Annotated in this window: 14 protein-coding genes; 9 read left to right on the plus strand and 5 right to left on the minus strand. The window is 75.7% G+C overall.

What is annotated here, in order from left to right; all coding sequences use genetic code 11:
• Nucleotides 1-38 precede the first annotated feature (38 nt).
• The 8 genes from rsmD (at nucleotide 39) to mutM (ending at nucleotide 4,933) form a co-directional block, all read left to right on the plus strand.
• Nucleotides 39-632, plus strand: coding sequence for a 16S rRNA (guanine(966)-N(2))-methyltransferase RsmD (rsmD, locus tag CELGI_RS05900; RefSeq protein ID WP_013883199.1), 594 nt, complete (start codon nucleotides 39-41; stop codon nucleotides 630-632).
• Nucleotides 629-1,285, plus strand: coding sequence for a GNAT family N-acetyltransferase (locus tag CELGI_RS05905; protein WP_013883200.1), 657 nt, complete (start codon nucleotides 629-631; stop codon nucleotides 1,283-1,285). Before rsmD ends, CELGI_RS05905 begins: the two co-directional genes overlap by 4 nt.
• Before the next feature lie 9 nt (nucleotides 1,286-1,294).
• Nucleotides 1,295-1,777 carry a pantetheine-phosphate adenylyltransferase gene (gene coaD / locus CELGI_RS05910; RefSeq protein WP_013883201.1) on the plus strand — a complete coding sequence of 161 codons (483 nt, stop codon included), beginning with the start codon at nucleotides 1,295-1,297 and terminating at the stop codon, nucleotides 1,775-1,777.
• A gap of 39 nt (nucleotides 1,778-1,816) precedes the next feature.
• Nucleotides 1,817-2,299, plus strand: coding sequence for a hypothetical protein (locus CELGI_RS05915; protein WP_013883202.1), 483 nt, complete (start codon nucleotides 1,817-1,819; stop codon nucleotides 2,297-2,299).
• 137 nt (nucleotides 2,300-2,436) lie between these two features.
• Nucleotides 2,437-3,015 carry a YceD family protein gene (locus CELGI_RS05920; protein WP_013883203.1) on the plus strand — a complete coding sequence of 193 codons (579 nt, stop codon included), beginning with the start codon at nucleotides 2,437-2,439 and terminating at the stop codon, nucleotides 3,013-3,015.
• 2 nt (nucleotides 3,016-3,017) lie between these two features.
• Nucleotides 3,018-3,215 (plus strand): 50S ribosomal protein L32, encoded by a 198-nt coding sequence (rpmF, locus tag CELGI_RS05925; protein ID WP_013883204.1) that lies wholly within the window; start codon nucleotides 3,018-3,020, stop codon nucleotides 3,213-3,215.
• A gap of 43 nt (nucleotides 3,216-3,258) precedes the next feature.
• Complete coding sequence (rnc, locus tag CELGI_RS05930) at nucleotides 3,259-3,999, plus strand: ribonuclease III (protein WP_013883205.1); 741 nt, start codon at nucleotides 3,259-3,261, stop codon at nucleotides 3,997-3,999.
• 13 nt (nucleotides 4,000-4,012) lie between these two features.
• The gene (gene mutM / locus CELGI_RS05935; RefSeq protein WP_013883206.1) at nucleotides 4,013-4,933 is read left to right on the plus strand and encodes a bifunctional DNA-formamidopyrimidine glycosylase/DNA-(apurinic or apyrimidinic site) lyase; all 921 of its coding nucleotides are present in this window, start codon (nucleotides 4,013-4,015) and stop codon (nucleotides 4,931-4,933) included.
• Between the two features lie 37 nt (nucleotides 4,934-4,970).
• Here the strand turns inward: mutM and CELGI_RS05940 are convergent, their stop codons facing one another.
• Nucleotides 4,971-5,909 (minus strand): NAD(P)-dependent oxidoreductase, encoded by a 939-nt coding sequence (locus CELGI_RS05940; protein WP_041574121.1) that lies wholly within the window; start codon nucleotides 5,907-5,909, stop codon nucleotides 4,971-4,973.
• Here CELGI_RS05940 and CELGI_RS05945 point away from each other — a divergent pair.
• Nucleotides 5,908-6,597 (plus strand): response regulator, encoded by a 690-nt coding sequence (locus tag CELGI_RS05945; RefSeq protein WP_013883208.1) that lies wholly within the window; start codon nucleotides 5,908-5,910, stop codon nucleotides 6,595-6,597. The two genes, CELGI_RS05940 and CELGI_RS05945, sit on opposite strands and share 2 nt — an antisense overlap.
• A 15-nt stretch (nucleotides 6,598-6,612) precedes the next feature.
• On the opposite strand, the gene CELGI_RS05950 is transcribed toward CELGI_RS05945, so the two are convergent.
• From CELGI_RS05950 to cydB, 4 genes are read right to left on the minus strand one after another with little or no spacing between them, the layout of a single operon-like run.
• On the minus strand, nucleotides 6,613-8,406 hold the full coding sequence (locus CELGI_RS05950; RefSeq protein ID WP_013883209.1) for a sensor histidine kinase: 1,794 nt from the start codon (nucleotides 8,404-8,406) through the stop codon (nucleotides 6,613-6,615).
• Nucleotides 8,403-10,196, minus strand: coding sequence for a thiol reductant ABC exporter subunit CydC (cydC, locus tag CELGI_RS05955; RefSeq protein WP_013883210.1), 1,794 nt, complete (start codon nucleotides 10,194-10,196; stop codon nucleotides 8,403-8,405). The genes CELGI_RS05950 and cydC overlap by 4 nt, the downstream gene beginning before the upstream one ends.
• The gene (gene cydD / locus CELGI_RS05960) at nucleotides 10,193-11,896 is read right to left on the minus strand and encodes a thiol reductant ABC exporter subunit CydD (protein ID WP_013883211.1); all 1,704 of its coding nucleotides are present in this window, start codon (nucleotides 11,894-11,896) and stop codon (nucleotides 10,193-10,195) included. The genes cydC and cydD overlap by 4 nt, the downstream gene beginning before the upstream one ends.
• Nucleotides 11,893-12,972, minus strand: coding sequence for a cytochrome d ubiquinol oxidase subunit II (gene cydB, locus CELGI_RS05965; protein WP_013883212.1), 1,080 nt, complete (start codon nucleotides 12,970-12,972; stop codon nucleotides 11,893-11,895). Before cydB ends, cydD begins: the two co-directional genes overlap by 4 nt.
• Nucleotides 12,973-12,977 lie beyond the last annotated feature (5 nt).

Genomic DNA, 12,977 nt, shown 5'->3' on the forward strand with positions numbered 1-12,977 from the left:
GAGAGGGTCGCAGCCGTGACCGGATCGAGGGCGGCCGCGTGACGCGGATCGTGGCGGGCAGCGTCGGAGGACGAGTGCTCACGGTCCCGCGCGCCGGCACGCGCCCCACCAGCGAGCGCGTCCGTGAGGCGCTGTTCTCGCGGCTCGAGCACCTCGACGCGGTCGACGGCGCCCGTGTGCTCGACCTGTTCGCGGGGTCCGGCGCGCTCGGCCTCGAGGCGGCGAGCCGGGGTGCGGCGGCCGTCACGCTGGTCGAGGCCGCGCGCTCCGCGGCGGACGTCTGCCGGCGCAACGTCGCGGCCCTCGGGCTCGCGGGCGTGGTCGTCGTCGCCACCGAGCGGGCCGAGCGGTTCGTGGAGCGCCCGGTGACCGCGTCCTGGGACCTCGTGCTCGTCGACCCGCCGTACGACCTGGCGGAGGCCGACCTCGCGGCGGTCCTGGCGGGGCTGACCGGAGCGCTCGCGTCCGGAGCGGTCGTCGTGGTCGAGCGGTCCACGCGTGCGCCGGAGCCCGCCTGGCCCGCGGGGCTGCACCGGTTCGACTCCCGCAGCTACGGCGAGACCGCGGTCTGGTTCGCCGAGCCCGACGCGACACCGTCTGCCACGGCCGACGACGCCGGGCCCGACGCATGAGGCTCGTCCGACAGGCGGGCCCCGCCGACGCGCCCGCGGTGCGCACCGTGCTGGCCCGCGCGTACCACGACAACCCGCTCATGCGCTGGGTGCTGCCCGACGAGGGCACGCGCGACGACGCGTGCGCGGCGTGGCTCGGTCCCTCGGTGGACCGCTACGTCGCGCTGGGCGGTGTGGACGTGCTCGTCGAGGACGGCGAGGTGCTCGCGGCGGCCGCGTGGCGCGAGCCGGGGCTCGACGCGCAGCACCCCGTGCTCCGCACGCTGCCGACCGGTCCCGGAGTGCTGGCGGCGCTCGTCGGGCGCGCACGTGCCGCGGACGTGCTGGCACGCCTCGGCGCCGCGGCGACGTGGGCGCCCGCGGCTCCCGCGCCGTACCTCAACTACCTCGCGGTCCGGCCCGAGCGGCAGGGCGCCGGCCTGGGTGCACGGCTGCTCGAGCACCGCCTGCGGCGGTACGACGCGGCGGGCGCGGCGACCTGGTTGGGCACCACCGACCCGCGCAACGTGCCGTTCTACTCCCGGCTCGGTTACGCGGTGGTCGGCGAGGCGGAGCTGACCCCGTCGTCCGTCGGCGCCGCCGGCCCGGGTGACGAGACCGCGGCGACCGTGCTGCGCGTGCTGCACCGCCAGCCGGCCGACCCGCTGGCCTAGGGTGGACGCGTGAGCCTCGCCGTGTGCCCCGGGTCGTTCGACCCCGTGACGCTCGGCCACGTCGACGTGGTGCGCCGCGCGCGCACGATGTTCGACGAGGTCGTCGTGGCCGTGGCACGCAACTCCGCCAAGTCGCCGCTGCTCGACGTCGAGAGGCGCGTCGCGCTCGCACGCGGGGCGTTCGCGGACGACGCCGGCATCCGCGTCGAGGTGGTCCCGGGGTTGCTGGCCGACTTCGTCCGGGACGTGGGCGCGTCGGCCGTGGTCAAGGGGCTGCGCGGCGGTGCCGACTTCGACGGCGAGCTGCCCATGGCGCTCATGAACCGGCACCTGTCCGGGGTGGAGACGGTGTTCGTCGTGGGGGACCCGGCGCTCGCCCACATCGCGTCGTCGCTGGTCAAGGATGTGGCGCGGCACGGCGGACCGGTCGGCGACCTGGTGGGCAGCGAGGTCGAGGCGGCCGTGCGCGAGGCCCTGGCCGCACGCGGCTGAGGCACGTGCGAGGCTGGACCACGACGAGAGGAGCGGTCGGTGAGCGAGGCGAACGAGCGGACCGAGGGTCTGACGGGCGTGCTGGACGCGCTCGAGCAGGCGGTCATGGCGGCGCGCAGCATGCCGATGTCGGCGTCGGTCCTGGTCAGCCGGGCCGAGCTGCTGGACCTGGTGGCGCAGGCGCGTGAGGTGCTGCCGGACCAGCTGACGCGCGCGGACCAGGTGCTCGCGGACGCCGACGCCGCACGCGCGGCCGCGCAGCAGGACGCCGAGCGGATCCTGGAGCGGGCGCGGCGCGAGGCCGCCGAGCTCGTGGCGCAGGAGGCCGTGGTCACGGCCGCGCACGAGCGCGCGGCACAGGTCGTCGCGGATGCCGAGCAGGTGGCCGACGAGCTGCGGCGCGACGCCGACGACTACTGCGACCGCAGGCTCGCGGACTTCGAGATCGACCTGGGCAAGGTGCTCGCGCAGGTGCAGGCCGGGCGGGCCAAGCTCGCGGGCAGGCTCGCGCCGGAGGAGTGAGGGTGCGGAACGTCACGTCCGGTGCGCCCGGGACGTGCCCGACGGATTTGGGCGGGCCGCGCGCGGACCTGTAGAGTTGCCCGTTGGTCCTGCCGGTCTGGCGGACCGAGATCCAGGAACTCGACGAGGGGACGGCTGTGCAGCGCCCGGTTCACCTCGATCCCCGTTCGCCGCTCGTGCTCGACACCCTCGAGCTCGGCCGACGTCCGGGATCGACGCGAACGGCCCAGCGCACGGTCGCCGCTCCGGCGGATCTCGGTACCGACGTGATCGGCATCCCCGAAGGGAGCGATCTCGAGCTGGACCTCCGGCTCGAGGCGGTCATGGAGGGGGTCCTGGTCACCGGTTCGGTCCGGGGTCGGGCGGTCGGGGAGTGCGTGCGCTGCCTGGGCGAGGTCGTCGACGACGTCGACGTGTCGCTCACGGAGCTGTACGTGTACCCCGAGCGTGCGACCGCCGCTGCCGAGGCGGGCGACGACGAGGAGGACGTGCGTGAGCTCGAGGGCGACCTGGTCGACCTGGAGCCCGCGCTGCGGGACGCGGTCGTGACGGCACTGCCGTTCCGTCCGTTGTGCCGGCCCGACTGCCCGGGACTGTGCTCCGAGTGCGGAGCGCCCCTGGCGGACGACCCTGACCATTCGCATGAGACGCTTGACCCTCGCTGGTCCGCCCTGAGCGGCCTGGTGAGCCCGGTCGACGAGACGAAAGAGAGCTAGCCGTGGCGGTTCCGAAGCGCAAGATGTCGCGCAGCAACACCCGTGCGCGTCGGTCGCAGTGGAAGACCACTGCCACGACGCTCAGCACCTGCCCGAACTGCAGGGCCGACAAGCGGCCGCACACGGCGTGCCAGTCGTGCGGCACGTACAACGGCCGTCAGTACGCCGAGGCGCTGCGCAGCGAGTTCGACGCCCGCTGACGCGGGTGTCGTTCCTGACGGCGCCGTCGGCCCGCACCACGCGATGAGCGCGGCAGCCACCGACCTTCTCGAGAAGCTCGGGGTCCACCTGGACCCCGAGCTTCTCGTGCTCGCGCTGACGCACCGGTCGTTCGCGCACGAGGCGGGTGGCATCCCCACCAACGAGCGCCTCGAGTTCCTGGGGGACACCGTGCTCGGCCTGGTCGTCACGGAGTCGCTGTACCGCCGCCGCCCCGACGAGCCCGAGGGCGCGCTCGCCAAGATGCGCGCCGCGACGGTGTCGCAGCGCGGCCTGGCCGCGGTGGCGCGCGAGCTCGACCTGGGCCGGTACGTGCTGCTGGGCAAGGGCGAGATCGCCACGGGCGGCCGGGACAAGGACTCGATCCTGTCCGACACGCTCGAGGCCCTGTTCGGCGCGGTGTACCTCACGCACGGGCTCGAGCACGCGCGCACCGTCGTCGAGAAGCTCGTGGGTCCCACCCTCGAGGCCGCGGCCGGGCTCGGCGCGGGCCTGGACTGGAAGACGTCGTTGCAGGAGCTCGCGGCCGCACTCGGGCTCGGGGCACCCTCGTACGAGGTCACGGGGACCGGCCCGGACCACGCGCGGACGTTCACGGCGCACGCGGTCGTGGGCGGTGAGGTGCACGGCACCGGGACGGGCCCGGCCAAGAAGGTCGCCGAGCAGCAGGCCGCCGAGGCCGCGTTCCTGGCCCTGCGCGCGCGGGCCGACGAGCCCTGCCCGCAGGACGCCGAGGTCGAGCAGCGCTCGACGTCGACGCGCTGACGCCGCACGGCACGTGCCCGAGCTGCCCGAGGTCGAGACCGTCCGCGACGGCGTGGAACGCCACGTCGTGGGGCGTACGGTCACGGACGTCGAGGTGCTGCGCGCCTACAGCGTGCGTCGGCACGTGGCCGGACCGGCGGACCTCGTCGGGCGGCTGCGGGGCCGTCGGCTCGCCGCCGCCGTGCGACGCGGCAAGTTCCTGTGGCTGCCGCTGGCGGCCGCGGACGGTGTTCCCGACGAGGCGGTCCTGGTCCACCTCGGCATGAGCGGGCAGCTGCTGGTGCGCTCGGCGGCGACGGTGGGCACCGACCCGCCGCACGTGCACCTGCGTGTCCGCCTGCGGCTCGACGACGGGGGCGCGCTCGACTTCGTCGACCAGCGCACCTTCGGCCACCTCAGCGTCCAGGACCTGGTCCCGACGCCCGACGGCGCGCCGGGCGGTCGCGGCTCGGCGCTCGCCGCGGTGCCCGAGCCCGTCGCGCACATCGCACGCGACCTGCTGGACCCCGCACTCGACCGGGCGGCGCTCGTCGCCGCGGTCCGTGCCCGGCGCACGGGAATCAAGCGCGCGCTGCTGGACCAGACGCTCGTCTCCGGCGTGGGCAACATCTACGCCGACGAGGCGCTGTGGCGCGCGCGTGTGCACTTCGCGCGCCAGACGGGTGCGCTGCGGCGGATCGACGTGCAGCGCGTGCTCGACGCCGCGGCCGACGTGATGACCGAGGCGCTCGCGCAGGGCGGCACGAGCTTCGACGCGCTGTACGTCAACGTCAACGGCGCGTCGGGGTACTTCGACCGCAGCCTGGCGGTCTACGGGCAGGAGGGCCGGCCGTGCCCGCGGTGCGGCACACCCGTGCGCCGCGTCGAGTTCATGAACCGCAGCGCGGCCTTCTGCCCGCGCTGCCAGCCCGCGCCCCGGCTGCCGCGCGCCTGAGCCGACCGCGGCGGGTCACCGGGGGCGCGCCGGGTCGTCAGCCCACCAGGTTGGGCAGCTCCTCGCCCGCGTCGTACGTGCGCAGCGCCGCGGTCAGGAACGCACCCGCGTGCTGCGGCCGTCCGCCGGCCGCGTGCGGGCTCACGAGCACGCGCGGCTCGGCCCACAGCGGGCTCGACGCGGGCAGCGGCTCGCGGTCGAACACGTCCAGCGCGGCGGCCGCGAGCCGGCGCGTGCGGACCGCGTCGAGGAGCGCGTCCTCGTCGAGCGTGCTGCCGCGGCCGACGTTGACGACGACGGCGTGCGACGGGAGCGCGGCGAGCATGGTCCGGCCGATCGCGTGCCGGGTGGCGGCCGTCGCCGGCAGGATGCCGATCAGCACGTCGGCGCCCGGCAGCAGGTCCGGCAGGGCGTCGGGCGTGACGACCGGGACGCCGGCGCGCTCGCCCGCGCTGCGCGCGACGCCCGTGACCCGCGCACCCAGTGCGCCGAGCAGGGGAGCCAGGCGCGCGGCGATGGAGCCGAAGCCCCACACCACGACGTGCGCGCCCGCGAGCGTGCGGAACGCGGTGTCGTGCACCTTCTGCACACCGCCCAGCTCGGACGCCCAGCGGCGCTCGTCCTGCGAGCGCACCATGTCCGGCACGCGTCGGGCGCACGCCAGCACGAGCGCGAGCGTGTGCTCGGCCACCGGGCCGTCGTGCAGCCCCCGGCCGGACGTGACCTGCACGTGCGCGGGGAACCCGGCCTCCTCGACCGCGTCCGTGCCGGCCGCGAGGCACGCCACCCACCGCAGCGACGTGAGGCGTTCCGCGGCCTCCGCGAGGCTCGCGCGCCGGTTGCCCCACACGACGAGGACCTCGGCGTCGGACGCGAACGCGGGCAGCGGCAGGGCCGGGTCGTAGGGCACGGAGCGCCACCCGGCGGGCAGGTCGACGGGCTCCTCGAGCGTGGTGGGCAACAGGATCGTCCTCATGCCTGGCTACGATGCCATCGTGCCGAACCTCGACGCCGGGAAGCAGGGACCGATCACGGTCATGATCGTCGACGACCACGAGGTCGTCCGCCGAGGGATCGCGGAGGTGGTGGAACGCACGGAGGGCATGACGGTCGTCGCGGAGGCCGGTTCCGTGGCCGACGGCGTCCGCCGCGCCACGCTGGTGCACCCGCAGGTCATGCTCGTCGACCTGCAGCTCCCGGACGGGACCGGGATCGACCTCATGCGCCAGGTGCGCGAGACGCAGCCGGACGCGCGGGCGATCGTCCTCACGTCGTTCGACGACGACGACGCGCTCGCCGCGGCGCTCGAGGCGGGTGCGGTCGCCTACCTGCTGAAGTCCGTGCGCGGCGCGGAGATCACGGACGTGATCCGCAGCGTCGCCGCGGGCCGCACGCTGCTCGACGAGCGCACCGTGACGCGCCGCCGCGCGGGCCACGACGACCCGACCGAGAACCTCACGCCGAGCGAGCTGCGTGTGCTCGACCTCATCGGCGAGGGCCTGTCCAACCGGGAGATCGCCGAGCGGCTGGGCGTCGCGGAGAAGACCGTGAAGAACCACATCACGTCGCTCCTGGCGAAGATGGGCCTGCAGCGCCGCACACAGGTCGCCGCGTGGGTCGCGTCGCGCAAGCACTCCGGCTGGCGGGCCGAGCCCGGCCACTGAGCCGGGTCCCGGCGGTCAGCCGAGCGGCGCCTGCCAGGTCAGGAGCGTGCCGTGCCCCTCGGGCGCGGTGCCCAGCGTGAACGTGCCGCCGTGCTGGCGGGCCCGGGACGCGAGGTTGCCCGTGCCGGACCGCCGGTCCCGCACGGCGGGCAGCCCGACGCCGTCGTCCTGCACCTCGACCTCGACGGCGCCCAGGGGACCCTGACCGCGCACGTTGATCCGCACGGTCACCGACGACGCGTGCGCGTGCCGGGCCGCGTTCGCCAGGCCCTCGCGGACCACGGCGACGACGTCGTCGGTCAGCGCGGTGCCCACGCGCTCGTCGAGGCGGTCCTCGTCGAGCCCGTCGTCGGACAGCGGCGCGCCGTCGAGCGTCACGACGAGCGACGGGGCGAACCCGAGGCCCGTGCGGGCCAACGAGGCCTCGCGCCGCAGGCGCTCGGTGAGCGCGGTCGCGGCGTCGGGGTCGCGCAGCGCGTGCACGATCTGACGGATCTGCCGCACTGAGGAGTCGACGTTGTCGAGCGCCTCCTCGACGATCGTCGTGAGCTCGGTCGCGTCGACGCCGCGAGCGGCGCGGCGGCGCACCGTCTCGAGCTGCATGCCGGTGGCGAACAGCTGCTGGATCGCCAGGTCGTGCAGGTCGCGTGCGATGCGCTCGCGCTCGTCGAGCAGCGCGGCGATGTCCTGCGCGTGGCGGGCCTCGGCGAGCACGAACGCGAGCGCGGCCTGCGACGCGAACGACTCGGCGGTGGCCAGGTCGCTCTCCTCGAACGGGAGGCTGCCGATGCGGCGCAGCAGCACCAGGACGCCGACGCCGCGGCCCGAGGTCTGCAGCGGGGCGAACATCGCCGGACCGAACGCCCGCATCTCCTCGAGCTTGACGTTGCGGGATGCGGACAGCGACGGCGTGAGCAGCCCGCGGCCCTCGGTCATCACGGTCCACGCGCGTCCGCCCTGCGGCATCGCGACGCCCACGAGCTTGTCCGCGTCGTGCCCGTCCGCGAGCTCGATGAGCAGCTGACCGCCCATGCCGGGCAGCGCGAGCGCGGCGGTGTCGGCGCCCGCCACGGCGCGCGCGGTCGCGGCGATGTGCTCGAGCGCCTCCTCCTCGTCGATGCCCTCGAGCAGCATCGTCGTGATCTCCTGGCCCGCGCGCAGCCAGTGCTCGCGGCGCGCCGACTCGGCGTACAGCTGCGCGTTGGCCACGGCCACGCCCGCGGCCGCGGCGAGCGCGATCACGGTCTGCTCGTCGGAGTCGGTGAACCCGCCGGCCTTCTCCGAGAGGTACAGCTGGCCGAAGATGTGGTCGTCCACGCGCACCGAGGCGCCCAGGAACGAGCCCATCGACGGGTGGTGCGAGGGCCAGCCCTGGAACGCGGGGTGGTCGGTCAGGTCGTCGAGCCGCAGCGCGCCGATGGCCGGGATCTGGCCCAGCACGCCGCGCGCGTGCGGCGCGTGGCCCATCATGCGGGCCACGGGGGTGGGCACGCCGGTGTAGACGAACGTCGTGGACACGCCGTCGGCGTCGAGCACGTTGATCGCGCCGTAGCGTGCGCCGGTCAGCTCGGCGCTCACCTGGACGAACCGGTTGAGGACCGCGGGCAGGTCCAGCTCGCCCGCGACCGCCAGGATCGCGTCCAGCAGGTCGGTGAGCGCATCACCCGTGAGCGGCACGGGGGACGCGTGGTGGTCGGACATGACGCCGCCCGTGAACGGCGTCCCGGCCACCGGGAACAGGCCTTCGCCGGGCCGCGTGCCGTCGTCGTCCAGGTCCGGCCCGCCGGGGCCCGTCGTCGTGTTGGTCATCGTCCGTCCTCGCGCTCGTGCCGCACGGCCTCACGGTAGCCCGCGTCGTGCGACAGGAGGTGCGCGTGCGACCCGCGCGCGACCACGCGTCCGTGCGCGATGCGGATCACCTCGTCGACCGCGGCCAGGCCCGTGAGCCGGTGCGTGACCACGAGCACGCCGCGCGCGGGATCGCCCGTCAGCGCGTCGAGCGCGGCGTCGGCACCCGCCCGGTCCAGGTGCTCGGTGGGCTCGTCGAGCAGGAGCAGTGGCGCGGGGGAGACGAGCGCACGCGCGAGCAGCAGCCTGCGGCGCTCGCCGCCCGAGACCGTGCGTGCGTCCGGACCCAGGAGCGTGTCGAGCCCGTCGGGCAGTGCCGCGAGCCATGCGCCGAGACCCGCGCGGTGCAGCGCCGCGGTCGCCGCGTCCGGGCCGAGGTCGCCCCGCGCGACGCGCAGGTTCTCGAGCACGGTGGTCCCGAAGACGTGCGCGTCCTCGGGCACGACGACGACGGCGTCACCCGGTTCGCCGTGCAGCGCGGCGCCGCCGAGCGTGAGCCGCCCCGCGCGGGGCGGCAGCAGGCCGCCGAGCGTGAGCAGCAGCGTCGTCTTGCCCGCACCGCTCGGGCCGACGACGGCGATCGAGCGCCCCGGCCGCAGCTCGAGGTCGAGGCCGCTCACCAGGGCGGGGCCACCGGGCCAGCCGACCGTGAGCCCCGTCGCGCGGAGCACCGGCTCGCGCGCCACCACGTCGGCGGGTTCAGCGACCCTGGCGGACGGTCCGGCGCCCGGGTCCGCCGCGTCGTCGTCGGTGCCCGCCGCGTCGTCGAGCAGGGCCAGGACGCGGGCCGCCGCGGCGCGCGACCGGTGCACCTGGACGGCGGCCGCGGGCAGCAGCGACGTGGCCTCGAACGCCGCGAGCGGCGTCAGCACGACGACCGCGAGCAGCACGGGGTCGAGCGAGCCGGCGCCCACCGCGGGCACGCCCGTGACGAGCGCCGCGAGCACCGCCAGGCCGGTGGCCAGCTGGCCGAGCCCCGCGGCGAGAGCGGCGGGGCCCGCACCCGCGTCGACCGCCGCCTGAGCGCCGTCGTCCGCGGCGCGCAGCGCGGCGAGGCGCTCGGGCACGCGACCGGCGACGGTGAGCGGCCCCGCGTCGTCGAGCAGGGCGAGCGCCTCGGCGCCGACGCGGGCGCGTGCCTGCGCACCGGCGCGTTCGGTGGTGCGCGCGGCGCGCCCCGCGAGCCACGGCGCCACGACGCCCGCCAGGACCAGGCACACCGCGAGCGCGGCGGCGGCGGGCGGGAAGAACGCCGTCATCGCACCGACCGTCGCGAGCCCCAGCACGGTCGCGACGGCCGCGGGAAGCAGGCCGCGGACCACCAGGTCGCCCACCGCGTCGACGTCGGCGCCGACACGCGCGAGCAGGTCACCGCGGCGCACCCCCAGCACGGCCCGGCCGCGGCCCGCCGCGAGCCGGTCGTACACCGTGGTGCGCAGCGTCGTCATCCCGGCGAGCGCGAGGTCGTGCGAGACGAGGCGCTCGACGTACCGCAGCACGCCGCGGCCGATGCCGAAGGCGCGCACGCCCACGGTGGCCACCGACAGCGTGAGCACGGGGGGCATCTGCGACGCGCGCGCGATGAGCCACGCGGACGTCGCGGCCAGCGCGACCGCGCAGCCGAGCGCGAGCGTGCCGAGCAGCACGGCCAGCGCCAGGCGGGACCGGTCGACCTCGAGCAGCGCGAGGGCCCGCCGCAGCGTGCCCCGCGGGGGGCGCAGGGGCAGGCTCGTCGTCGTCGGTGCGGTCACGGCGCGACCGCCGCAGCGGTTACGTCGGCCGGCAGGTCCGCGACCTCGACCACCTCGTCGGCGCACGCGAGCAGCGCGGGCCGGTGGGCCACGAGCAGCACGGTCCGGCCCGCCTCGCGCAGCGCCGCGACGGTCTGCAGCAGCACCTGCTCGGCGTTCACGTCCAGGTGCGCCGTGGGCTCGTCGAGCACGACGAGCGCGGCGTCGCCCACCAGCGCACGGGTCAGCGCGACGCGCTGCGCCTGGCCCACGGACAGCCCGTGACCGCCCCGGCCGACCGGTGTGTCCCACCCGTCGGGCAGCTCGTCGACCACGGCGTCGAGCCCGGTGACCCGGGCGGCATGCGTGCGCGCGTCGGCGTCGCCGCCCACCGTGGCCACGAGCGTGCCCGGTTCGATCACGGCCCGCTGCGGGACCCACGCGACCTGGCGCCACAGCGACGCGCGCACCACGTCGGGCGCGCCGTCGGCGTCGGCGACGGTGACCCGCGCGGCACCGTCGTCGAGCGTCACGCGTCCCGTGGTGGGACGCAGCAGCCCCAGCAGCACCTCGACCGTGGTGGACTTGCCCGCTCCGGGCGGGCCGGCGAGCGCGGTGACGCGGCCGGGGGCCAGCGTGAAGGACACGTCGTGCGGGGCGAGCCCGCGTGCCGACGCGACGCTCACGTGCTCGACGTGCAGGCGTGCCGCGCGCAGGTCGGGGGCCGGGCGCGTGCCGTCGTGGTCGTCGGCGGGCTCGTCCAGGATCGCGAACGCCGCCTCGGCGGCGGCGACGCCGTCGGTGGACGCGTGGAACTGCGCACCCACGGCGCGCAGGGGCGCGAAGACCTCGGGCGCGAGCACCAGCACCGCGAGACCGGTCACCAGGTCGAGGTGGCCGTCGACCAGTCGGAGCCCGATGCCGACGGCCACGAGCGCGATGGACAACGTCGTCAGCAGCTCGAGCACCATGCCGGACAAGAACGCGATGCGCAGCGTGCCCATGGTCGCGCGCCGGTGCGCGTCGCCCAGGGACCGCACGCGGGCCGCGGGACCGGCCTCGCGGCCCAGCGCGCGCAGCGTCGGCAGGCCCGCGAGCAGGTCGAGCACCTGGGCCGAGAGCCGCTGCATGGTGGCCAGCCCGCGCTCGGACCTGCCCTGCGTGAGCCGACCGACCAACCACATGAAGATCGGCACCAACGGCAGCACCGCGACCAGGATCACCGCGGACACCCACTCCTGGCCCAGGATCACCAGCAGCGTCGCGGGGGTCACGGTCGCGGCGAGCACCAGCTGGGGCAGGTACCGCACGAAGTAGGGCTCGAGCGCGTCGAGGCCGCGCGTCGCGAGCGCGACGACGTGCGGCCCGCGGCCGTCGCCCAGGCGGCGCGGACCCTGCGCGACGGCGCGCGCCACGACGGCCTCCCGGAGCTCGCCGATCGCGCGGACCGCGGCGCGGTGCGCGTACCGCTCCTGGAGCGTGGTCACGAGCGTGCGCGCGAGCACCACCGCGGCGAGCCAGCCCACCAGGGGAGCGGCCGTCGACCACGCGCCGTCGCCGAGCGCCGCGCCGTCGCTGACCGCGGTGCCGAGCACGCGGGCGAGCAGCAGCGCCTGCGTCACCACGAGCGCGGCCGTGAGCAGGCCGAGCGCGACCGTCAGGGCGAGGTAGCCGCGTGCGGCACGGGCGTACCGCAGCAGGCGGGGGTCGAGCGGCTTCACGCCTCCAGTGAACCCGATGCGCCCGTGGGAGCCGTCGGCGCGGGCTGCGGGCGCGTGAACGTCAGGCCCGTGGGGGCGGGGATGTCCGCGGTCGACAGGCGCTTGCGGAACACCCAGTACGTCCAGCCCTGGTACAGCAGGACGAGCGGCGTGAGGATCACGGCGACCCACGTCATGACCGTCAGCGTGTAGTCGGTCGAGGACGCGTTGTCCACGGTGAGCGAGTTCGCCACGTCGAACGCGGGCATCACGTCGGGGAACAGCGAGCCGAAGATGAGCACGACGGCGGCGACGATCGCCACGGCCGAGGCGATGAACGCCTGCCCCTCGCGGCGCAGCCGGGTCGCGACGACGACGCCGACCAGCGCGACCGCGGCGACCGCCACGGCGGCCCAGGTCCACGCCTGGTCGGAGAAGGCGAGCTGCAGCCAGACCGCCCACGCACCGGCGACGACGACCGTGACGATCGACAGGCGTGCCGCGAGGTCGCCCGCGCGCCGGCGGATGTCCCCGTCGGACTTGAGCGCCAGGAAGATCGCGCCGTGCGTGAGGAAGATGAGCGTGGTCACCGCACCGCCGAGCAGAGCGAACGGGTTGAGCAGCGCCCAGAACCCGCCCACGTACTCGTGCGCCGCGTCGAGCTCGACGCCGCGCACGATGTTGGCGAACGCGACGCCCCACAGCGCCGACGGCAGCCACGAGCCGAAGATCAGCGCGCGGTCGGCCCACGCACGCCACCGGTCGTCGTCGATCTTGCCGCGCCACTCGAACGCGACGACGCGCACGATGAGCGCGACCAGGATGAGGAACAGCGGCAGGTAGAAGCCCGAGAACAGCGTCGCGTACCACTCCGGGAACGCCGCGAACGTCGCGCCGCCCGCGGTGAGCAGCCACACCTCGTTGCCGTCCCAGACGGGGCCGATGGTGTTGATCATGACGCGGCGCTCGCGCTCCTTGTCCTCCTTCTTCGGCAGGATGCCCAGGAGCATGCCGACGCCGAAGTCGAAGCCCTCGAGGACGAGGTAGCCGGTCCACAGGACCGCGATCAGCACGAACCAGACGGTCGTGAGCTCCATGGTGT

Origin of the sequence: Cellulomonas gilvus ATCC 13127 (assembly GCF_000218545.1) — a bacterium.
GTDB lineage: Bacteria > Actinomycetota > Actinomycetes > Actinomycetales > Cellulomonadaceae > Cellulomonas > Cellulomonas gilvus.